The organism is Methylobacterium sp. CM6244 (assembly GCF_054817885.1).
This window is the reverse complement of sequence record NZ_CM139247.1, coordinates 509557-530048: the sequence shown is the minus strand read 5'-3', so window position 1 is coordinate 530048 and position 20492 is coordinate 509557. Positions and strand designations below refer to the sequence as shown.

The window sequence follows — 20492 nt, the reverse complement described above, 5'->3', positions numbered from 1 at the left end:
TTATCCCTCCGACATTGTCGGCAGAGCGACCGTCCAAGGCTCGTCGAACCGAACCTCTTCCAGGTTGATGCCCGTCCCGCCGCGATCGATCACGAGAAATTCCTGGGGCGCACCGAAGGGGGTCAGCACGCCGTGCCACGTGCCGATAGCGTAGCAGACCCCCTGGCCCGGCGCCGTGACGAAGGCCTGTGGTGGTCCGGGCCGCCCATCCTCGTCGGGGCACACGACCACGAGGAACGGCGCGTCGTTCAGCGGTACGAAGGCCTGCGCGCCGAGGGGATGGCGCTCGATGAGACCGACCCTTAGCGGCAGGGGATAGGGCTCGGCTTCCACGAGGCCGATCACCACGCGCGCGTCCTCGCCGAGGGTACGGACCTCCGCCAGATCGTGGAAGCGGCGCGCCATGCCGGCATTCATGGGGCGCGGATCGACGGCCGCCCTGTCGATGATCGTCCCGAACGGGGCGAAGGCTTCGGGGGTGAGTGGACGCGCGACGATGTGCCGGGCGCTCATCGCCCGCCCCTGTGCGGCGTAAGGGCCGGGTGGCGGTTGACGTCCTTGTAGAGCAGGTAGCGGAAAGGGCCGGGGCCGCCCGCGTAACAGGCTTGGGGGCAGAAGGCGCGTAGCCACATGAAATCGCCGGCCTCCACCTCGACCCAGTCGCGGTTGAGCCGGTAGACCGCCTTGCCTTCGAGCACGAAGAGCCCGTGCTCCATCACGTGGGTTTCCTCGAAGGGAATCGAGGCGCCTGGCTGAAGCGTGACGATGTTGACGTGCATGTCGTGGCGCACGTCGTCGGGAGAGACGAAGCGGGTCGTGGCCCAGACACCGTTCGTGCCGGTCATGCCGAGCGGTTCGATCTCCGAGTCGTGGCGGATGAAGGCCGGCGGGATGTCGATGCCCGGTACGTGCTCGTAGGCCTTGCGGATCCAGTGGAAGCGGGCCGGCTCGCCGCCGTCATTGCGCAACGTCCAGGCGGCGCCCGGAGGAAGATAGGCATAGCTGCCGGGGCGGAGGGCATGCGTAGCCCCCTCCAGGACGAGGCTGGCATGACCGCCGACCACGAACAGCACGCCTTCGGCGCGGGCATCGAGTTCCGGGCGCTCACTGCCGCCGCCGGGGGCGACCTCCATCAGGTACTGGGCAAAAGTCTCGGAAAAGCCGGAGAGCGGGCGGGACAGGATCCAGGCGCGGGTGTCGTTCCAGAACGGCAGCACGCTGGTGACGATATCGCTCATGACGCCTTTCGGGATGACCGCATAGGCTTCCGTGAATACGGCCCGGCCGGTCATCAGCGCGGTCTGGGGCGGCAGTCCACCGCAGGGCGGGTTATAGGAAGAGGCGGTCACGGGCTCGTCTCCAACAATTCATGCAACTCGTTCGAGCCGTTAACGTCGCGGGCCCAGCGCGGATCGTGCCAGGGCGGACCCGGATTGGCCTGTTCCGACCTGGGCGCGCCGGATGTCGTCCCGGAGCTTACGCCTTGGCAAGGGGGCTATCGAGCACCGCCGCCGTGTCGGTGGCGACCTCTCCGTTCAGGACGCGATGGGCCTGAGCCCGATCGATATCGCCCTCCCAGGCGGCGATGACCACCGTCGCCACGCAATTGCCGATGAGGTTGCCGAGCGCCCGGGCGATGCCGACGAACCAGTCGATGGATAGAACCAGCACCAACCCAATCACCGGGATTTCCGGCACCGCCGACAGGGTCGCCGCCAGGACGACGATGGCCGATCCGGGGACGCCGTGTGCGCCCTTGGAGGTCAGTAGGGCGATGCCGAGGATCAGCATCAGGTGTCCGAAGGACAGGGGCGTGTTGGTGGCCTGCGCGATGAAGACGGTGGCGAGGGTGAGGTAGAGGGAGAAGGCGTCGAGGTTGAACGAGTAGCCCGTTGGGATCACCAGGCCGACGGTGGAATCGCGGATGCCGAGCCGTTCGAGCTTGCGCATGATCTGCGGCAGCACGCTGTCGGAGGAGGCCGTGCCCGCCACCACCATGAGTTCCTCGCGCAGATAGGCCAGGAGCTTCAGGATGCTGAAGCCGGCCGCGCGCAGGATCGCGCCGAGCACGACGAAGACGAAGAAGGCGACGCCCACATAGAACAGGGCCACCAGCATCCCGAGTTGCCGCAGGGAGCCGATGCCGTACTTGCCGACGGTGAAGGCGACGGCGCCGAGGACGCCGAGGGGGGCCAGCCGCACGATGAAGCCGATGATCTTGAACAGGACGGCGGTGATCCGCTCGATGCTCTGCGCCAGGGGCTGACCGTGCTCGCCGAGTAACGCCAATCCCGAACCGAACAGGATCGCGATGATGAGGACCTGGAGGATGTCGCCCTTGGCGAAGGCATCGACGATCGTGGTCGGGATGATCTTCATCAGGAAGTCGACGGTGCCTGTCACCTGCCCGACCCGGTCGGTGTAGCTGGCGATGGCCTTGGCATCGAGAGTGGAGGGATCGATGTTCATGCCGGCCCCCGGCGCGAACACGTAGGCGAGGACGATGCCGAGCACGAGGGCCAGGGTCGTGACCGCCTCGAAATAGATCAGCGCCTTGAGACCGACCCGGCCGACCTTGCGCAGGTCCCCCGCCCCGACGATGCCGTGCACGACGACACCGAAGACCAGGGGCGCGATCGCCATCTTGATCAACTTGATGAACCCGTCGCCGAGGGGCTTCAGAGCGACAGCGAAATCCGGCCATGCGATGCCGAGGACGATCCCGAGGACGAGGGCCGCGACCACCTGACCGAACAGGGACGCAAAAAAGCGCCGCATGCGAACCTCCAACCGTTGCTTCAGGCCGTTCGTCGCTCCGCGTGCCCGGCCCCGGTGCATCGGAAGATTCACTGACAGGAGGTGGGACGTCCTGCGGAGTCATGCAGGAATTACATGTCCTCGCCCATCGGCGAGCGCAGCATTGTTCGACCCGAGGCAGCCGTCAAATATATCTTTCATCGCCATTAAGAGGCTCAGGGTATGAATGGCGGTCATGGAACTTCGCCACCTCCGCTACTTCGTGGCCGTCGCAGAAAAGCTCAGCTTTACAGCGGCGGCGGATGCTCTCGGCGTGGCGCAGCCGCCGCTGAGCCAGCAGATCCGCGATCTCGAAACCGAGATCGGAACCCGACTGCTCGAGCGGACGACGCGCCGCGTGTCGCTCACGCAGGCGGGCCAGGATTTTCTGGTTCGCGCGAAGGCCATTCTCCACAGCGCGCAGGACGCCACCGAGCGGGCGCATGCCATCGGCTGCGGCAGCGTCGGCGTGCTCAATGTCGGCCTGACGGGGTCGATGCTCGCCGGACCGCTCGGCGGACTAATCTATAAGTTTCAGGAGACCTTCGTCGCAGTCGACATCCAGATCCATGAGATGTCGCCAGACAAGCAGATCGCTGCGCTGAAATCGGGGCAGACGGACATCAACTTCCTGCGAACTCCGCCGCAGGACCCGGACCTCACGAGCGAATTGGCCTGGAGGGAGGGAATCAACGTCGTCCTGCCCAAAGGCCACAGCATCACCACCGAATCGGTGACGTTGAGCTGTCTGAAGGACGAGAAGTTCGTCTTCCTGCGTCTGCGGGATTCGCTTTTTGCCAGGCACATTCTGCAATGTTGCATCGGCAGCGGATTCTATCCGACGATCTCGCAGCAGGCGGTGGAAGCCGCCTCGCTCACCAGCCTCGTGGCGGCGGGATTCGGTGTCGCCCTGATCCCGGAATTCGTGGCGAAGCTCGCCCATGCGAACGTCACTTACAGGCCCGTCGTCTCGCCGATCCTGTCGGCGGATGTCCACGCCCTCTATCATCTGCGGTCGGGGCCGATGGCGCAAAATTTCCTGGCTCTGATGCGAAGCGACGCGGAGCGCTTGGCTACCGAGTTGCGGCGAGACCGGCCTTCGGTCGGGAGCGGCGTAGAGCGGTCTTAGACTTTGGCTAACCAATCGGGCCCACCCTGGCTGCCATGTCGAAACAAACCGTCAAAACCGCACGATGCGCACTCTGGCTGGCTTCGCTGGCCCTCTGTTGCGTCTGCGCCTTCCAGCTCATGAAGATCCCGAAGACCGCGCCTCAGCCGGGCAATCACGCCACGCTCAGGGGCGAGCCCGAGACGACGGGATCGATTGAGACGCGGCCTGTGAAGATTTGCCGCCCCACTGTCTGTTAATGACTTCTCACCGATCGGAGGGCGTGAGCACCATTCGTTAACCACGGCATCGCAGTGTCGGGGCAACCCAACTTGCAGGTACCCGAGTGTTCCAGGCCCGTTCGATCGGCATCGAAGATTTCAACGACGATTGCCCTGTTTCAGGCGATCAGCTTGGGAAGATATACCGCGCTCACGCGGACGCCATCCCCGATTTGGTGGCGGGCATTCCCGAGAGGACCCGGGCGCGCCTCGCCGCCTTCCTCTATGGCCGGAGCCATACCCGTGAACTCGCGACGCAGGTCGCCGCATCCTGCCAAGCAACCACCCTGCGACAGGTCGCCGGCGACCTCGGCGACGCGATCCACCGGCAATCCCGACAGGGCTACACGCCTCCCACCTACGGCGATGGACACCGTGTGTCGAAGAAGGGCGTCAGCCTTGCGGGGTCGGGTGCAGCATTGGGAATGACGGCCAGTCCCCGTTTCTGACCCGGCTGAGCCGGCGCGGCTAATCCATACCACGCGCGGCGCGCCATGCCGCCAAGGCACTCTCACGGGCGTCGTAGAGATGCCGGAGGCGACTTCCCTCCTCGCCCCGGCCCGCGCGCTGAGCCGCCATCTCGTCGATCCTGTCGGAGCCGAACACGCTTGCCAATTCGGCGATCCACTCAGCATCCGCGGCGATGAGATCGGCCTCTGTGGAGGCGAGGGCCGGGGTAGAGAAACCTGGGAAGACATCGAGATTCATCCGCCCCCATACGGAGCGGCACATAATGAAGTTTCATACCTCATCCCAGGGGCCACCCTGGCGCTTCCGCAGCGTTCCTGCGCTGGAACCCCTGGCGAATGCTGATGGAGCAACCCGCCCCGGACACGATCCACGCCGCCCTCCGCATCGACATGCCAGAGTCGCCCGGATCGTGTCCGCAGCCTGACGGGTGATTTTTCCTAGGAAGTGGCCTATCTGCATGCCCGTTTGCGCTAGAACGCATCCTGGGAGGCAGGCATCGCCGACGCAACGATCACGCGCGCCCCGTCGCGGCTACGCTCTCTCGCTGGCCTCGTGGCCGCCACCGTCCTGCTGCCCCTGGCCATCATGCTCCTCGGCCTCTGGGAACAGGAGCGCGCCGCCGCCGATTGGGCCGAACTCGATGCCGAACGCCTGCAGCTGATACGGGTCGTCGAAGACCTTGAGGCGCGCCAGCCACAGGACGGCCGCATCGATTTCCGCATGCAGTTCCGCCGCAACGGCCAAGTCTATGGCGGCCCCCTCGCCCTGGTTCAGGCCCGCGCGGCCCGCGACGAGGCCACCACCCTGACCATGCTGATGGATTGGCGCAGGAGCCTGCCGCCGTTCGTCGTCGCGGCCGGTGCCATCGCGGCCGCTCTGTCGATCCTCGTCCTGCTCGCCGGCGCCGTCCTGGGATGGATGGGCCGGGGCTCGCGGGACGTGCTGGTCGTCGGCTTCTCCCTGGTGCGACGACTCTTGCCTCCCATCCTCGCGGTCCAGGTCCTCCTCACCGCCGGAGGGGTCGTTGTCGCCGTGATCGTCGAGGCCGGTATGCTCGCCCGACCCGGCCTCGGCAGCGGAGAGATCAAGCTGCTGCTGGTCGCCGCCGTAGCTATCGGCGCCGTGCTCATCACGGCCGGTGCGACCGTTCTCGGTCTGCGCCGGGCCCTCGCCGCGTTCGAACCCGACCCGCTGCCGATCCTCGGCCGGACCGTCTCGCCGGCCGAGGCGCCAGGCCTGTGGCGGCTCACCGAAGGGCTCGCCGAACGGCTCGGAGCGCTCAAGCCCGAGGCCGTGGTGGTGGGCCTCACCGGGGGCTTCTTCGTCAGCGCCGGGCCGGCCGTGGTAGAGCCGGGCGGTGAGCGGCTGACCGGCCGCATCCTCTATCTCCCGCTTCCCTACCTCGCCCTGATGCGCGGCGACGAGGTGGCGGCGATCATCAGCCACGAACTCGCCCATTACGCCGGCGGTGACACCGCCTACAGCCAGCGCTTCCTGCCAATCTATGCCGGGGTCGGGCGCTCCCTCGACGCGGTGGCTGAGGGGCATGCCGGATCCTTCGGGCTGCTGACCCCGTCCTTACGCCTCGGCGCCTTCGTGATGGAGCGGTTCCACCTCGCCGTGCGGCACTGGAGCCGGGCGCGGGAATTCGCCGCCGACGCCGCCGGCGCCGGGCCGACTTCGGCGGATGCCGCCGCGCGGGCGCTGCTCCGCACCGGCGCGGTTCAGCCGCGCATCGCCGAAATGCTCGATGCCGCCGCCGAGGCGCCCGGATCGGCCCCCGCCGATCTCGTCGCCGCCATCCTCGACCACGTGATCGCCCACGGCCTCGACGACCCGGCCGCGCATCTGGAGGCCGAGCAGCCCCACCCCACCGACACCCATCCGCCGACCCGCGAGCGCATCGCCGCCCTCGGCAGGACGCTGGATGCCGAACTCCTGGCCGCGTCTGCCATCGTGCCGCCGCCGCACGCGCTGGGCCAGCTCGCCGCCTATTTCGCGGACCCCACCGGCCTGTGCCGGGCGGCCACAGCGGATTTCCGCGGGGCGGTGGAAGAGCATGACGCGGCCGTGCGGGCGCATCTCGAAGCGACGGCGGCGGCGATCGACACCGAGGAGCGGATCCTGCGCGAGAACAGCCGGCCCGGCGCCATCGTCCTCGCGGTCACCGGCCTGCTCTTCGCCACTTTCGCTCTCGCCCTGGTGACCCTCGGCTTCCCGGGATTGTCGGCCTGGGAGGCGCGCCTCGTGGCGGCCGTCTCCCTTGCCTGCGGGGCTATGCTTGGGGGCTTTGGCTTGTTCAGGCTGTGGCGGGGCGAGCGGACCACGATGATCCTGCGGCCCGAAGCCCTGGTGATCCCCGGCCTCGACCGGCCCATCCCCTGGGACGACATGGCCGATCTCGACATGACGCTACAGCAGACGGGAATCGTCACGCGCCTGCTCCTGCCGCCGGAGGCGCTCTTTCCGCAGAGGGTGCCGGGGGGGCGGAAGATCCGCCTCGACCCCAAACGCCGCATCGTCACGATCAGGGCCAGCCTTCCGCGAAAGATGACGCTGCAGGACTTCGCCGACCTGATCGCCCGCTACCGGCATGCGGCCGAGGCGCGCCGCATCCTCGCGGAGGCTGGCTCGTCTCCGGCCCCTCCCATACACGATGCCAGACGAGGCTCGCTTTGATGACTGCCCCTGCGAAAAGCCCGGCCTCCTTGCGCCTTCCCCCTCCGAGTCAGGGCTGGGGCAATATCTTCTGGACGCTGTTCGGCCTCGTGGCGTTGGCGGGTCTTCTGGCCGCCTGCCTCGTCTACACGGCGCCGCCGCTGCTCTCGGATTGGCAGGTCCGCGAGACGGCCCATCCCGTCGCCGACGCGCGGGTGACGGACGGCAAGTGCAGCGCCAAGATCGTGATCCATATCTGCGACGCGACGCTGAACCTGCGCACCTCCACGGGAGCCGTCGCGCGACGGGTGAACTACGTGTTCAGTGGCTTTCATGTGGGCGATTACAGCATCCGGGTGATGGCCGATCCGGCCCGGCCCGACCTCGTCACCACCGATCTCGGCCTCGACCGTTTGTGGAATCGCACCCTGACTTTCCTGGCGATCACCGGTGCCATCGCGGCGATCATCGTGCTGGCGATCGCCGGCATGGTCCGCAACCGGCGGGCGGCCTCGGGGGGCCTTTGACGGCGGGACCGGTCGCGTGAGCCGGCATTTTCGCTCGGACGCGACCCCGTTTCCCACCGCCACGCGGCGGGCTTTCGGCGTGTTTCGTCGTGGCGACGGATGGCGCCACGCGCGAGGGGGCGGCAGCCACCCGAGCGCGGGAAAACGCGTGATCCAGCAAGCTCTTGAGCCACCCTGAGCGTGGCGCGACCATGGCGGATCGGCGCGGCGTTGCGCCGATCATGGCAAACCGCGCCGCGTTCCGGTCACACAGGTGGGCGACGGACCTCACGCCCCCATCGCCCCCGCTATCCGAACCGAGGTTCCGCATGGACCGATGCCTGCGCCAACGTTTCGACGGAGTCTGGACACGGGCGGTGGGAGGGGCCGGCGCGGAGGCCGCATGGCGGGCCCTCGATGCCGGCTACGGCGAGGCGACGCGGCATTATCATGGCTGGCCCCATGTCAGGGCTCTGCTCGCGGGGCACGATGCCGTGCGGGGGCTGCCCGACGTTTCGGGGCTCGACGGCGACGCCATCGATCTCGCCATCTATTTCCACGACGCCGTCTACGATCCGGCCCGCTCCGACAACGAGGCGCGGAGCGCCGACCTGCTCGTCACCTGCTCGGGGTCCGGCCTCGGGCGGGAGTGCATTCGCTCGGCCGTCGCGATGATCCGGGCGACCGCCGCGCATGGACCCAGCGAGGACCCGGAAACGCGGTTGATGCTCGATCTCGACCTCGCGGTGCTCGGCGCTCCACGGGCGATCTACGAGGCCTATGCGGCGGCGGTCCGGCGGGAATACGCGATGGTTCCCGACGCGGCCTGGAGGATCGGGCGCGCGGGCGTGCTCGATCGGTTTCTCGACCGGCCCCGTCTCTACCAGACCGGGCATTTTCACGACCGTCTGGAGAGTGCCGCCCGTGCCAACCTCGCCGACGAGGCGGCGGCGCTTCGGGCCGGAGGGTAACGCGCTCAGGCGCGGCCGAGAAGCCGGTGGACCTGCCACGTGATCATCATGCTCGACGCCATCAGGATCACGTAGAGGAGGTGGAGAAGAAGCGGCGTGTCGTGCATCGGCCCGAACCCGTGCTGGTACGGTGAGGGGTAAACACCCTCTCCACGCAACAATCGGGCCATGCTCTCCGACCTATAGATCACGCCGCGTGCGGCGTGGGCACTGCGAAGGCCTTGTTCGAGACCAGGCGCGTGAGGACCGCGACGAGGTCGGTCTGGGTGACGATCCCGAGGATGCTGCGGTCCTCGGCGGTGACCACCACCGCATGCGTGCGCCCGTTGCTCAGCGGCTCGACCAGCGAGAGCACCGGCTCGTCCGCCTTCGCGGTCCTGGCCTCGGACATGACCTGCGCGATGGCCCCGTCGCCCCGCAAGGCCAGCTCGCGCAGGCCCAGCGTGCCGGCGAGCCGGCCGGCGCCGTCGACCACGGGCAGGGTCCGGATGTTGTGCTTGAGCAGCAACTCGCGCGCCTTCGCGACGGAATCGTTCACGCCGATCGTGACCACGTCCCGCGACATGACCGTGCCGCAGTCGAGCTCTCCATGGGCGCGGGCCATGGCCTGGCTCTCGACCTCGCGGAGCAACCGGTCCAGGTCGGTCCGGTCGATGTCGAGGGTTTCGTTCAAGGACTCGAGCGCTGCGTCGACGTCGCGGGCATTGAAGCCGACGCGGAGCGGAGCGGGCAGATCGGCCGTTCCATGGACGTTGACGGGCGCCGCCTGCGGAACATGCGGATATTGCCGCCCCGACAGCCGATGAAAGGCGATGCCGAGGCCGACCAGGATGAGGGAGTTCAGGCAGACGGGGACGAAGGGAAACAGGAAGCCGGAGGACGCGATGGCCGGCCCGCCGATGAGGGCCGTCAGGGCGGCGGCACCGCCCGGCGGATGCAGGCAGCGCGTGAACGACATCGCCGCGATGGCGAGGGAGACGCCGACGCCGATGGCCAGGACGGGGTTGGGGATGAAATAGGCCGCCGTGACACCGATCAGGGCCGAGATCGTGTTGCCGCCGATGATCGGCCAGGGCTGGGCGAGCGGGCTCGCCGGCACGGCGAAGAGGAGCACCGCGGTCGCTCCCATCGGGGCGACGATCAGGGGAATGTGCGGCCCCTCTCCGACGATCCAGCCGCTGACGAGGCCGGTCAGCGCGATGCCCAGGAGAGCACCGAGGCAGGCGATGAGACGCTCGCGCAGGGTCGCCCCCGCCAGGATCGGCCGAAACAGGCGAGATCCGAGCAGGTCGCCGAGACGACGTCCAGGACCGGCGATATTGGACATCCTCTCGTTCTCCCCCCGTGCGACCACCCGCCCCGCCGATCAGAGCCGCCATCGCGGGCTCACGGCTCTGGTATACCAAGCAGAGTTTTACAGTCCGCATCGAGATTTGCAATCTCGATAGGCATTCTGCCTGCTGGCGAGGCAGATCGGGAGTGTGATCTGGTCGCGAGACGCTTTCGCCCTGCAGGGGCTCACGATTTCGGCCTCGCTCCTCCCTGCGGACGCCGAAGACCGTCGCGTCGATCACTGTCATGTGATCGCCGATGCGGGTCATCCGGGGGCCGGCACCTTTGCGGCCTTATGGAGCAAACGCACCAAGGTGATGGCTAATGCTATCGCTCGCCCTCACAGAGGCATCTCATATGGATGCCTAAGATTGTGGGAGCATTATTTGGTGGTTTAGAAGGAGGACAATCGCCACCTCCCGAACGGCGATGCGTTCAATCGCAAGATTGGGCTGACAATGACCTCCCCGGTTAGCCGGGCATCGAAGGGGTACTAGCAGCGACACGAAGCATGAGGGCTTGCGCTCGTTCGAAACTTTTGCGACCATAAATCATGTTTGCGAAAGGCGCGGTGTTATGGCTAAGCTGGCTGGGATAGATCCACTCGAACTTTTAACGCGAGGAGCCGATCCTGGGCAGCTTGCGACATTTCTAGAACGGTTCGAAGAGGGGATCACTGCCGCATTTGTGGATTCGGCACGACGCATTCCGGCCCGTCCCACTGAATGCCCCGCTGTTTATGCCCGCGGGAATTTCCGTCGCTGGCAGATCGACGAGGCCTTCCGGGAAGCTGCGAAAGCCGCCGGACTCTCTGTCATTACGGATTTCACTAGCCCGCCGACATGGAGCTACCCGATAGTCCGTACTGGTGCCTTTTCCATCACTCTCGGCATGGCTGATAAGCCAACAGCCACAGCGCAAAGGCGACTCCGTTGCCGTGGGCGCTACATGAAGCGGCACACGGCACGAAACGCTGCTTTGAATCCGCAGTCGCGCCTTACGCTTGGCAAGGAACGCGTGCGATCGATCATCCCGAACGGAGCGATCGGAGCGGTTGTGGCGATTGAGGCTTCGATGTACGAGCCCGACCGTCCTCGTTACATCGGGTTCTGGATCCCCGATCCGAGCCTCAACGGCACCGTCTACCGTATCCGCTTGGAGAATCTTATAGCCGAACTACGCAAGCGTGCTGCGGCGGCAGGCAAGCGTCTGCCAATGACCGGACAGCGAAAGAAGCTTGAAAGAAAGATTCCGGTGCGCAAATTGCCGCAGCGAAAATCACGTGACACCTAGGAAAGCATGCTGTTCTCGGCCGGCCTAGCTAGGCGGCGGGACATTGGGAGTTTTTATGCCTGCGGGCTCAGATGGTTTTGTGAAAGGTCGGCTCACGATGGCCCGCGAAGCTCGCGCTTTGCGGCAGCGTGAGCTTGCGGCTTTGGTGGATAGGCCGGACTCGACTGTTTCTAAATGGGAGAGTGGCCTTCAAAGGCCTGAACCAAATACTATTCCTGGTCTAGCAGAAGCATTGGACGTCCATCCAAACTGGTTCTTCAAGCCACTGGATGTGGACAATCATGCCGTATTCTACCGCTCTATGATTGCAGAGCTTAAAACATTGCGGAAAAGAGCGCGAGCCAGACTTGGATTTGTGGAAGCTGCTGAGCAGGAAATTGCTGAGTATATAGGATTGCCGGAAATCGACATTCCAGATGCTTTGAATGGGACTGATTTCAGAGATCTAAGAAGCGACGATATTGAGGCAATAGCGGATGACCTGAGATCACACTGGTCATTAGAGAATGGTCCACTTAGTGATATCCTGCTTCTCATGGAGAATGCTGGCGTCGTCGTCGCAGAAGATGAAATTGGGTCAGTGAAACTTGATGGAGTGTCGTGGTGGTCTAGCCGAACTAACCGTCCTTATGTATTGCTCGCCCGCGATAAGAAATCCGCTGTACGGCGACGCTTTGATGCAGCGCACGAATTCGCGCACTTGATACTTCACCGTAGCGTTACGCCCTCTGAGCTAGAGGAACATTTTACGTTGATAGAGAGCCAAGCAATGATGCTTGCTGGCGCTCTGTTGATGCCTGCGCGCGAGTTTAAAAGCGCCGTTTTCTCTATCTCACTTGACGGATTGCTTAGCCTTAAAATGGAATGGGGCGTCTCTGTAGGCGCTATGATAAAGAGACTTGCAAGCCTGGGCGAAATATCCAGATCGAATGAAGAGCAACTTTGGAAATATTACAGTGCACGCAAATGGCGTTTGCGCGAGCCATATGATGCAGAAATGAAAATTGAGCGGCCGGAAAATCTTCGTACATCTATCGAAATGATGATCGCAGAAGAAGACATAACAAAGAGTGAACTATTAAGTAGTATCGGGTTGTCATCATTGGACTTGGTGGCGCTTTGCGGTCTGCCAGAAGATTTTTTTGACGAAAAACCTGTAGCACAACAAAGGTTGAAGCCCATCTTGAAGCTCGTTAAGTCAGGGCCGGACGATCTAGGATCCGATGCAACTGTGATCCCGTTTCAAAGAGGCGGTGGGCGCTAGATATTGTGTTATGCAGCCATCGAACGACATGACGGTTCGCCAACACTGACCGTCCTCCGTTCGCTAGCCCTCTAGCATTCGGCTCGCGCGCATCCGTCTAAGCGCGCAGCCGAAGCGGCGGGTCACGTCCCTCAGTAACCGCCGATCCCACCCGTCCTTGCCTTCTGTCTGGCAAACGAGAACCGCCAGCTGGCGAGCTGTCAGAGGCCCGTCCGCCTTGCGTATCTTGGCCAAGAGGCCGTCCTGCAGTTCGCTGCGGTAGAACAAGACGATAAGGGCCGCGCGGCGCGTAGAGCCTGCCAGTTCGCCCCGATACCGGTAGGCGTCCAGCACCCTATCCAGGGCCCCCATATCGTTGGAGAGGACCGCCATGCGCTCGCGCAGTTCGGCGTTCTTTCGGCTCGGTTCCTCGCGCTTGGCGAGGAATCCATTGATGAGAGGCTCGTCCTGCATGTCGCCCTCCCATCGCTTACAGTTTCCCACGTCTCCGACCGTGCGAGCGTGAGATCCTGCCTGCCGATCACTATGTCTGTGATAGATGATGCGGGTAATCCGAGGAGATTCGCGCTGCGGTCCTCTCCGGACCTGCGGCTCGCTCGGATGGCGATGGTGGTTGTGGGCATCGCGCCCCTATGACGCCACACCGCCGGGGCATCGACACCGCCACCGGCTCCACCATGAAAGAGGCGCATGGAAAGCGTTACCGTCGTCCTGGCCCTGCTGCTGTCCGTCCTCGTCAGCGGCGCCCTCGGCCGCCTGCTTCCGCTGCCGCTGCCTTTGATCCAGATCGCCATCGGCGTGGCCCTGGCCCTGGGTCCGCTGCCGAGCACGTCCCTCGACCCCGAGATCTTCTTCCTGGTCTTCCTGCCGCCGCTCCTGTTCCTGGACGGCTGGCGCATTCCCAAGCGCGACCTGTTCCGGGACGGCAAGACCGTTCTGGCCCTCGCGCTTGGCCTCGTGGTCCTGACCGTGCTCGGCATCGGAACGCTGATCCACGTCATGATCCCGGGCATCCCCCTCGCGGTGGCCTTCGCCCTCGCGGCCGTCCTGTCACCGACCGATCCCATCGCGGTCTCGTCCGTGGCGGCGCAGGCCCCGGTGCCGCGCCGTCTCATGCACATCCTCGAAGGCGAGGCCCTTCTCAACGACGCCACAGGCCTCGTCTGCCTGCGCTTCGCCATCGCCGCCGCCCTGACCGGAACCTTCTCGCTGCCCCAGGCCGCGACGACCTTCGTCTGGCTCGCGCTGGGCGGCATCGGCATCGGCGCCGCGACGACCTTCCTCCTCATGGGCGCGCAGGACCTCCTGCGCCGGCGCACGGGGGAGGACCCCGGCCTGCAGATCCTGTTCAGCCTGCTCACGCCGTTCGGCGCTTATCTCGCCGCCGAGCATGTCCACGCCTCCGGCATCCTCGCCGCCGTCGCGGCCGGCATCGCCATGACCTATGTGGAAATCCAGGGGCGCAGCCTGGGGGCCACGCGGGTCCGGCGCACCGCCGTGTGGGACACGGTCGCCCTCGCGGCCAACGGCTCGATCTTCGTCCTGCTCGGCGAGCAGCTGCCGGCGGTCCTGCGGGAGGCCGCCAAACAGTCCGACGTGGAGGGCGCGGGCTGGCTCGTCGCCTGGATTCTGGCCATCACCGCCGGCCTGATGGCCATCCGCTTCGTCTGGGTCTGGGTCTCGCTCCAGTTCGTACTGATGAAGGCGCGCCGGAACGGCGACCGGCGAGAGGCGCCGACCCTGCGCCTCGTGGCCGCGACCACCCTCGCGGGCGTGAAGGGCGCGATCACCCTCGCGGGTATCCTGACCCTGCCGCTCACCTTGGCGGACGGCACGCCGTTCCCCGCGCGCGACCTCTCCATCCTGCTGGCGATGGGGGTGATCCTCACCTCCCTCCTCGTCGCGAGCACGATCCTGCCGCCTCTCCTGCGCGGCCTGCGCCTTCCCCCCGAGCCCAGCCACGATTCCGAGGAGGATGCGGCCCGGGCCGCCGCGCGCGACGACGCCGTGAAGGCGATCGAGGCCCTGCAGCATCGCCTCGTGGAGGAGCAGGAAGATGCTTCCATCGCGGTGGAAGCCGGCGCCCGCGCCATGGATCGCTACGAAGGTCTGGAATCGCCGACGGAGACGCCCCGCAAGGATGTCAGCCGTGTGAAGCAACTGGCGCTCACCGAGAAGCGCCTGCGCCTCGCGGGCATCGATGCCGAGCGCCAGGCGCTCTACCGCCTGCGCCGTTCGCAAGCCATCGACGACGTTCTTCTGCGGCGGCTCGTCCGGGAGATCGACCTGATCGAGGCGCGGCTCGTCGCCTAGAGCTGCGCCCGACCCCATTGGGTCGGGGCACATCTCCAGGCCTTTGTTTTGCCGCGCTCTTTCTCGCCGAACCGGCATCCACTTCGGCGGAGAGCGCTCCAGTCGCGCCTTGGTCCGGGAGACGCGCGGGAATGCGAGATCCGGCGGCGCATCTTATAATCCGCGATCGCGCGTGCGGGTCGGCACGTCGAAGATCGCGATGACACCCCATATTGGTTTCCAACAGCAACAAGCAGACACCCTCTCAGGTCTGCAGCTTATAGGAGCCAAGCAATCCTCATGAAGTCCCGTATTGCCGCCATCGCCACCGCCCTTGTTCTTGGCGTGGCCCCGATCTCGTCGGCAATGGCCTACGATAGTCCTTCCCGTTACACGACGGTCTCGCCTTACGATGTCGAGACGACAGGTTCGATCCAGTCTCGCGACGATCTCTTTTCGCGCAACCCGGCCACCTGCCCGATGAGCTCCGCCGCCGAAGGCAATGCCAATCAGCAGAACTTCCCGGTCCAGCAATACGGCCAGACCTCCGGCGGAAACCGCTGCTGATCGGTGGACGAGGGGGCGACGATAGGGTCTCCGCTCAATGGGCGGGTGAGCCGGAATCGTCGCCCGTCCTGGCAATGACCGGCTGGAACGCCGGGACCTGAGGATCGGCCTGCAATCGCGTCAGGATGGCGCGGGCGAGATCCGCCTGGTCGAACGGCTTGGTCAGGCGCACGAGATCGGTCTGCGCGTGCTCCGTCGGTTCGGCGTAGCCGCTGGCGAGGATGACCGGCAATCCCGGATACGCCGCCTCGATCGCCGCGATGAGCTGCAGGCCGTTCATGCCGGGCATCAACTGGTCGGTCACCACGAGATCGAACGGTTCGGCACTGCCGAGGACGTGCAGGGCCTGCGCGCCCGACATCGCCTCCTGCACCCCATGACCGAGATCTTCCAGCATGGCCGCGGTGTTCATGAGGACGAGCGGGTCGTCGTCGACGACCAGCACCCGCAACGGCCTCGTCTTCGGCAGGGGAAGCCCGTGTTCGGGCGCTCTCTTGTCCGGGCCGCCGGCCTGGGCCACGGGCAGCCACAGCTCCGCGACGGTGCCCTGGCCCGGAACGCTCGTGAGGATCAGCCGTCCGCCGGATTGCTCGGCGAACCCATGGATCATGGAGAGGCCGAGCCCGGTGCCCTTGCCGACACCCTTGGTGGTGAAGAACGGCTCGGCGGCGCGCGCCAGGGTCCGCTCATCCATGCCTTCGCCGGTATCGGCGACCGAAAGACAGACATAGCGACCGGGCGCGAGTCCCGGAATCTCGTGGAGGCCGAGTTGTGCCTCGCGTGCCGAAATGGTGATCCGGCCCCCCTCCGGCATGGCATCGCGGGCGTTGACGCTCAGATTGAGCAGGGCCAGTTCCAGCTGGTTGGCATCGGCGCAAGCGAGGGGCAGCTGCAGGGGAAACTGCGTGTCGACCCGGACGACGGAGCCGATGGAGCTCTGCAGCAGCTCGGCCATGCCGCGCACGAGAGCCGGCACGTCGACGGGGCCGGTCTCCAGGGTCTGCTGGCGCGCGAAGGCGAGCATGCGCCGGGTCAGCGTCGCCCCGCGCTCGGCCGCCTGAATGGAATTGTCCACCAGTCGCAGGAGCTTGCCATCCGGCGGCAGACGCTTGCGGGCGAGGTGCAGATTGCCCAGGACGACCGCCAGCAGGTTGTTGAAATCATGGGCGACGCCGCCGGTGAGCTGGCCGATCGCCTCCATCTTCTGTGACTGGACGAAGCGCGCCCGGGTCTCTTCGAGGGTCTGTTCGGCGTTTCGCCGCTCCGTGACGTCCCGGGTGATCTTGGCGAAACCGATCAACTGGTCGTGCTCGCCCCGGATCGGATCGATGACGACATGCGCCCAGAAGCGCGTGCCGTCCTTCCGGACGCGCCAGCCTTCCGCTTCGAAACGGCCTTCCTTCGCGGCCGTCCCAAGGGCGTGGCCGGGCAGGTCCGAGGCGCGATCCTCGTCGGTATAGAACCGCGAGAAATGCTCGCCGATGATCTCGTCGTCCGCATAGCCCTTGAACCGCTGCGCGCCACGGTTCCAGCTCGTCACCTTTCCCTGCGGATCGAGCATGTAGATGGCGTAATCGTGCACGCCCTGGACGAGCAGGCGGAAATGCTGCTCGCTCTGCCTGAGCGCGGCCTGGGCGGCATGCCGCTCGGTAAGGTCGCGGGTGACCTTGGCATAGCCGAGGAGGGCGCCGTCCTCATCGCGGATCGGGTCGATGAGTACATGGGCCCACATCAGGCTTCCGTCCTTGCGGACGCGCCATCCCTCCTGCTCGAATCGCCCCTCGGTCGCGGCGATCTTCAGCGCGCGGCCGGGAAGATCGGTGGCCCGGTCGTCGTCGGTGTAGAACCGCGAGAAATGCTCGCCGATGATCTCCGCGTCGGTATAGCCCTTGAAGCGTTGGGCACCGCGATTCCAGCTCGACACCCGCCCCTCGATGTCGAGCATGTAGATGGCGTAGTCGACAATGCTCTCAACCAGTAGACGATACCGGTCATCACCTACAATCGATGCATTGCTTGCTTGCGAGGCCTCCAGCTCTTGCTCGGGCATTGCAGAGTAATGGATTGAATCATCGGGCATGGGTCCACCATACGGGATACCGAACGCGATGTCGGCTGCGTCGCATTACGGACGCAGCTCATGGCATGACGGCCGTCACATCGGCCCCGGCAGGGGAGGATCGGCGCTCAGTCGATCACTTCGACGATGCGGCGGGTGCCCGGCTCGACCAGGACGGGGAGATCGTTGACGATCGTGTAATTGTACCCTTTCAGGGCGAATTCCGGGGGCACGTCGTAATAGACGACGCCGTTCTCGGGGAGCACGGTGCCGACATGGACCTTGCCGCGATACGCGAAGGACGGGCGCCTTTCGCCGCGCGTATAGATGCGGAACCGCTCCCGGCGGTCGATCCCGAGAATGTCGTTCGCGGTCCCGACAGCCCCTCCGATCACACTGCCGACGGCCGCGCCCAGCGGCCCGGCGATGTTTCCGCCGCGCTCCGCGCCATCCTGCGCCCCTCGGGCGAGGCCCTGCGCGTGGGCGGCCGTCCCAACGCTCAACGCCGCGAGCACACCCACCGCAACACGCATCCGCATCGGTTTCGCTTCCGTCTCTGATGGGCCGAACGGGAAAGAGCACTTCCGATCCGCGCTCTCCTTCCTTGCCGATGGATGGTTAACATAATCCACTGTCGGGACGGGTTCGCGTGCGAGACGCCCTGCGTCGTCGGACCAAGACCTCATCGTTTCTCGACGCGGTCCCCCTCGCGCAGCCCCGTTCCGCCGATGGTACGAGACCGGACGAAAGGTCGGAAAAAAACTTAAGTTATTGCCGGACAGGCCTCGTGTGCTTTCGAAAGGCATCAGGTCCCCTGTGCTGTGATGGCCCCTGATGTCCGATCCGCCTCAGCCTCCAGCCACGATCGTGGGAACACAGCCACGACCGGCCTACCGGGTGCTCGTCCTGTCCAAGGAGGGAACGATCCTCGACGTGAGACGGATCTCCGTCGATAGCGACGACGACGCCATCCAGCACACGCAACGGCTCGTGGACGGGCACGCCCTCGAGCTCTGGGATGGTCTGCGCTTCATCGAGCAGTTCCTGCCGACCGAGTGACCGCATTTCCGTCGCCGGGAGGGGGATGTCCCCGATCCCGGAGGGCGACCGAAGCAATCTCGATGACCGGACCCCGGGGGAAGGCCGCTAATCCAGCTTCAGGGCCTCCTTGAACGGCACGACGGCGCGCAGTTCACCCGAATCGTCCATGATCTCGAAGCACTGCCCGTCCACGAGCCGCCCGGCCCGGACGAGTTCGGCGAGGATGTCCCGCGCGGATGCCAGCGCTTCCAGGCGAGCCGCATCGACATCGACGAGAACGCTCCCCTCCTGATCTTCGATGAGATCGTCGCCGTCGCGAATGTTGAGGTAAAAACGAGGCATACCAGTCAACGGCAGGCTCTAGCCCAAGTTGCTGTATGAAAGAAGACATAGCTTCCTCCAGTCCGATGCTTTTGCGTCGCCGCACCAGATGCGAAGGTCGGGATTCGGGCACGCGCCTCTCGAAAATCCTCCCGTCTCGCGCGGACAGGCCTCGATGAGGCGGGCTCACCGAGGCCAAGCGTCATGTCACAAGTCTCACGTCACACGTCTCACATCACGAAAGCGGCCGGCCGTGGACGGACGCTCGTATGCCGATCACACGACATGCACATCCGTGTGGGTGAGCGTGGCGAGGTTCTCCAGCGTGGCGAATTGCTGTTGGGCCTGGCTGCCGCTGCCATCGGAATCGTAGTAAAGGGCGCCGGTGTTGCTGTCATAGAGCACCCTGTCGTCCCCATCGACGGTCGAACCCGCCGTACCGATGTCCTTGAACGCAGACTCGGTGAGTTCGCCGGGGGCCAGCGCCTCGAAGATCTCCTGCGACAAGCTGATCGTATCGAGATCGTGGGTGAAATCGGTGATCCGATCGACATTCGTCGAGCCCAGTCCCGTATCGAAGACGAAGGTGTCGTCGCCGCCGCCACCCGTCAGGATATCCCTGACCTGACCGCCCGCGAGCACGTCACGGCCCGCACCGCCTTCGAGCTGATCGAGGCCGGCGCCGCCGAGGAGCTCGTCCCTGCCGGTACCGCCGAACAGCTTGTCGTTGCCGGCATCGCCGAACAGGACGTCGGAGCCGTCGCGACCCAACAGAATGTCGTTGCCGGCGTCACCGTCGACCAGATCATCGCCCTCGCCCCCGTCGAGACGGTCGACGTCAGCGCCGCCGGTGACGAAATCGTTGCCGCTGCCTCCGAGAACGGTGTCTCGCCCCAGCTCTCCGACAAGGAAATCATTGCCGGAGCCGCCGCTTATGTAGTCGTCACCCGCATTGCCGGCGATGTAATCGTCGCCGAAGATGCCATAGAGGATATCGTTGCCGTCTTCTCCGATGATCTGGTCGCTACCGGCATTTCCTCTGATCACGTCGTTGCCGAGGCCGCCGGCTATGTAGTCGATACCGTCACCGCCCGTGATCCGGTCGTTGCCGTCCTGGCCATCGATGCGATCGAACCCGCCATTACCATTGATGACATCGTCGCCTGAGAGACCGAGGATGATATCTTCATCATCCGTACCATTCAGAACATCGCTTCCAAGGGTACCGTTCAGCTTAGCCATGGCGTTTGCCTCCGCTTCATGCGTGATCGCAGGGTTTTTATAGAGGCAACTGAAGCATCGTCCATTGCTCATCATGAAAACAATTGTTTGCGGCGCCGCAAAATGCTTTGCAGTACCGACGGATATTTAACCTCCGTTTTTCTCATAGTATAAAGAAATATCGAGAATTCGACCTGCCTGGCGGCACATCGCTTCGCACCATTCGAATGCCTGCGACATTTCATCCCGCATAGATTTCGATGGCGCGTTCTACGTATTTCACCTTGGGACGATGGCGCGCATCCGGGGAG

Annotated in this window: 20 protein-coding genes and 1 pseudogene; 10 read left to right on the top strand and 11 right to left on the bottom strand. The window is 65.1% G+C overall.

Translation table 11 applies throughout. The features are described from left to right. The 3 genes from ACYQML_RS02490 to ACYQML_RS02480 form a co-directional block, all read right to left on the bottom strand. Entirely contained in the window at positions 1 to 513 is a 513-nt protein-coding gene (locus ACYQML_RS02490) for an ureidoglycolate lyase (RefSeq protein WP_461234590.1), read from the bottom strand. Further along, on the bottom strand, positions 510 to 1349 hold the full coding sequence (locus ACYQML_RS02485) for a bifunctional allantoicase/(S)-ureidoglycine aminohydrolase (protein ID WP_461234589.1): 840 nt from the start codon (positions 1347 to 1349) through the stop codon (positions 510 to 512). Before ACYQML_RS02485 ends, ACYQML_RS02490 begins: the two co-directional genes overlap by 4 nt. A gap of 127 nt (positions 1350 to 1476) precedes the next feature. Beyond that, positions 1477 to 2778: a dicarboxylate/amino acid:cation symporter gene (locus tag ACYQML_RS02480; RefSeq protein ID WP_461234588.1), complete on the bottom strand. Its 1302-nt coding sequence runs from the start codon at positions 2776 to 2778 to the stop codon at positions 1477 to 1479. Positions 2779 to 2992: 214 nt separating this feature from the next. On the opposite strand from ACYQML_RS02480, the gene ACYQML_RS02475 reads away from it, so the two are divergent. Continuing rightward, positions 2993 to 3925, top strand: coding sequence for a LysR family transcriptional regulator (locus tag ACYQML_RS02475; RefSeq protein WP_461234587.1), 933 nt, complete (start codon positions 2993 to 2995; stop codon positions 3923 to 3925). A 325-nt stretch (positions 3926 to 4250) separates the two neighbouring features. Then, complete coding sequence (locus tag ACYQML_RS02470) at positions 4251 to 4634, top strand: hypothetical protein (protein ID WP_056422121.1); 384 nt, start codon at positions 4251 to 4253, stop codon at positions 4632 to 4634. Between the two features lie 19 nt (positions 4635 to 4653). Here the strand turns inward: ACYQML_RS02470 and ACYQML_RS02465 are convergent, their stop codons facing one another. Next, entirely contained in the window at positions 4654 to 4893 is a 240-nt protein-coding gene (locus ACYQML_RS02465) for a hypothetical protein (RefSeq protein ID WP_056422118.1), read from the bottom strand. Between the two features lie 348 nt (positions 4894 to 5241). Between ACYQML_RS02465 and ACYQML_RS02460 the strand changes: the two genes are divergently transcribed. The 3 genes from ACYQML_RS02460 (at position 5242) to ACYQML_RS02450 (ending at position 8791) form a co-directional block, all read left to right on the top strand. Then, the gene (locus ACYQML_RS02460; protein ID WP_461235644.1) at positions 5242 to 7335 is read left to right on the top strand and encodes a M48 family metalloprotease; all 2094 of its coding nucleotides are present in this window, start codon (positions 5242 to 5244) and stop codon (positions 7333 to 7335) included. Further along, the gene (locus tag ACYQML_RS02455) at positions 7335 to 7841 is read left to right on the top strand and encodes a hypothetical protein (RefSeq protein ID WP_461234586.1); all 507 of its coding nucleotides are present in this window, start codon (positions 7335 to 7337) and stop codon (positions 7839 to 7841) included. The genes ACYQML_RS02460 and ACYQML_RS02455 overlap by 1 nt, the downstream gene beginning before the upstream one ends. 308 nt (positions 7842 to 8149) lie before the next feature. Then, the gene (locus ACYQML_RS02450) at positions 8150 to 8791 is read left to right on the top strand and encodes an HD domain-containing protein (protein WP_461234585.1); all 642 of its coding nucleotides are present in this window, start codon (positions 8150 to 8152) and stop codon (positions 8789 to 8791) included. 187 nt (positions 8792 to 8978) lie between these two features. On the opposite strand, the gene ACYQML_RS02445 is transcribed toward ACYQML_RS02450, so the two are convergent. Continuing rightward, positions 8979 to 10118 (bottom strand): HPP family protein, encoded by a 1140-nt coding sequence (locus tag ACYQML_RS02445; RefSeq protein WP_461234584.1) that lies wholly within the window; start codon positions 10116 to 10118, stop codon positions 8979 to 8981. Positions 10119 to 10699: 581 nt separating this feature from the next. On the opposite strand from ACYQML_RS02445, the gene ACYQML_RS02440 reads away from it, so the two are divergent. Together ACYQML_RS02440 and ACYQML_RS02435 are read left to right on the top strand one after the other, a co-directional pair. Then, complete coding sequence (locus ACYQML_RS02440; RefSeq protein ID WP_461234583.1) at positions 10700 to 11416, top strand: hypothetical protein; 717 nt, start codon at positions 10700 to 10702, stop codon at positions 11414 to 11416. Positions 11417 to 11513: 97 nt separating this feature from the next. Next, positions 11514 to 12680 (top strand): helix-turn-helix domain-containing protein, encoded by a 1167-nt coding sequence (locus ACYQML_RS02435; protein WP_461234582.1) that lies wholly within the window; start codon positions 11514 to 11516, stop codon positions 12678 to 12680. Positions 12681 to 12743: 63 nt separating this feature from the next. Here the strand turns inward: ACYQML_RS02435 and ACYQML_RS02430 are convergent, their stop codons facing one another. Continuing rightward, positions 12744 to 13133, bottom strand: coding sequence for a hypothetical protein (locus ACYQML_RS02430; protein ID WP_461234581.1), 390 nt, complete (start codon positions 13131 to 13133; stop codon positions 12744 to 12746). A 237-nt stretch (positions 13134 to 13370) separates the two neighbouring features. On the opposite strand from ACYQML_RS02430, the gene ACYQML_RS02425 reads away from it, so the two are divergent. Further along, the gene (locus ACYQML_RS02425) at positions 13371 to 14993 is read left to right on the top strand and encodes a Na+/H+ antiporter (RefSeq protein WP_461234580.1); all 1623 of its coding nucleotides are present in this window, start codon (positions 13371 to 13373) and stop codon (positions 14991 to 14993) included. 279 nt (positions 14994 to 15272) lie between these two features. Then, positions 15273 to 15539, top strand: coding sequence for a hypothetical protein (locus ACYQML_RS02420; protein WP_311275739.1), 267 nt, complete (start codon positions 15273 to 15275; stop codon positions 15537 to 15539). 34 nt (positions 15540 to 15573) lie between these two features. On the opposite strand, the gene ACYQML_RS02415 is transcribed toward ACYQML_RS02420, so the two are convergent. Both ACYQML_RS02415 and ACYQML_RS02410 read right to left on the bottom strand, forming a co-directional pair. Next, positions 15574 to 17574, bottom strand: a complete 2001-nt coding sequence (locus tag ACYQML_RS02415) for a hybrid sensor histidine kinase/response regulator (protein WP_461235643.1) — start codon at positions 17572 to 17574, stop codon at positions 15574 to 15576. A gap of 152 nt (positions 17575 to 17726) precedes the next feature. After that, positions 17727 to 18137: a DUF1236 domain-containing protein gene (locus ACYQML_RS02410; RefSeq protein ID WP_207413376.1), complete on the bottom strand. Its 411-nt coding sequence runs from the start codon at positions 18135 to 18137 to the stop codon at positions 17727 to 17729. A gap of 295 nt (positions 18138 to 18432) precedes the next feature. On the opposite strand from ACYQML_RS02410, the gene ACYQML_RS02405 reads away from it, so the two are divergent. Further along, complete coding sequence (locus tag ACYQML_RS02405) at positions 18433 to 18657, top strand: hypothetical protein (RefSeq protein WP_056422077.1); 225 nt, start codon at positions 18433 to 18435, stop codon at positions 18655 to 18657. A gap of 87 nt (positions 18658 to 18744) precedes the next feature. On the opposite strand, the gene ACYQML_RS02400 is transcribed toward ACYQML_RS02405, so the two are convergent. The 3 genes and pseudogenes from ACYQML_RS02400 to ACYQML_RS02390 form a co-directional block, all read right to left on the bottom strand. Beyond that, the gene (locus tag ACYQML_RS02400) at positions 18745 to 18981 is read right to left on the bottom strand and encodes a DUF6894 family protein (protein WP_056422073.1); all 237 of its coding nucleotides are present in this window, start codon (positions 18979 to 18981) and stop codon (positions 18745 to 18747) included. Between the two features lie 255 nt (positions 18982 to 19236). Next, complete coding sequence (locus ACYQML_RS02395) at positions 19237 to 19467, bottom strand: hypothetical protein (protein WP_461235789.1); 231 nt, start codon at positions 19465 to 19467, stop codon at positions 19237 to 19239. A gap of 102 nt (positions 19468 to 19569) precedes the next feature. Next, positions 19570 to 20202: pseudogene (locus ACYQML_RS02390) on the bottom strand (calcium-binding protein); the annotation flags it as partial. Positions 20203 to 20492: the final 290 nt, after the last annotated feature.

Bases quoted from the DNA above. Each gene is read 5' to 3' on its own strand.
- ACYQML_RS02490 (WP_461234590.1), bottom strand. From the start codon at position 513: ATGAGCGCCCGGCACATCGTCGCGCGTCCACTCACCCCCGAAGCCTTC.
- ACYQML_RS02480 (WP_461234588.1), bottom strand. From the start codon at position 2,778: ATGCGGCGCTTTTTTGCGTCCCTGTTCGGTCAGGTGGTCGCGGCCCTC.
- ACYQML_RS02475 (WP_461234587.1), top strand. From the start codon at position 2,993: ATGGAACTTCGCCACCTCCGCTACTTCGTGGCCGTCGCAGAAAAGCTC.
- ACYQML_RS02465 (WP_056422118.1), bottom strand. From the start codon at position 4,893: ATGAATCTCGATGTCTTCCCAGGTTTCTCTACCCCGGCCCTCGCCTCC.
- ACYQML_RS02460 (WP_461235644.1), top strand. From the start codon at position 5,242: ATGCTCCTCGGCCTCTGGGAACAGGAGCGCGCCGCCGCCGATTGGGCC.
- ACYQML_RS02455 (WP_461234586.1), top strand. From the start codon at position 7,335: ATGACTGCCCCTGCGAAAAGCCCGGCCTCCTTGCGCCTTCCCCCTCCG.
- ACYQML_RS02450 (WP_461234585.1), top strand. From the start codon at position 8,150: ATGGACCGATGCCTGCGCCAACGTTTCGACGGAGTCTGGACACGGGCG.
- ACYQML_RS02445 (WP_461234584.1), bottom strand. From the start codon at position 10,118: ATGTCCAATATCGCCGGTCCTGGACGTCGTCTCGGCGACCTGCTCGGA.
- ACYQML_RS02440 (WP_461234583.1), top strand. From the start codon at position 10,700: ATGGCTAAGCTGGCTGGGATAGATCCACTCGAACTTTTAACGCGAGGA.
- ACYQML_RS02435 (WP_461234582.1), top strand. From the start codon at position 11,514: ATGGCCCGCGAAGCTCGCGCTTTGCGGCAGCGTGAGCTTGCGGCTTTG.
- ACYQML_RS02430 (WP_461234581.1), bottom strand. From the start codon at position 13,133: ATGCAGGACGAGCCTCTCATCAATGGATTCCTCGCCAAGCGCGAGGAA.
- ACYQML_RS02425 (WP_461234580.1), top strand. From the start codon at position 13,371: ATGGAAAGCGTTACCGTCGTCCTGGCCCTGCTGCTGTCCGTCCTCGTC.
- ACYQML_RS02420 (WP_311275739.1), top strand. From the start codon at position 15,273: ATGAAGTCCCGTATTGCCGCCATCGCCACCGCCCTTGTTCTTGGCGTG.
- ACYQML_RS02410 (WP_207413376.1), bottom strand. From the start codon at position 18,137: ATGCGGATGCGTGTTGCGGTGGGTGTGCTCGCGGCGTTGAGCGTTGGG.
- ACYQML_RS02405 (WP_056422077.1), top strand. From the start codon at position 18,433: ATGTCCGATCCGCCTCAGCCTCCAGCCACGATCGTGGGAACACAGCCA.
- ACYQML_RS02400 (WP_056422073.1), bottom strand. From the start codon at position 18,981: ATGCCTCGTTTTTACCTCAACATTCGCGACGGCGACGATCTCATCGAA.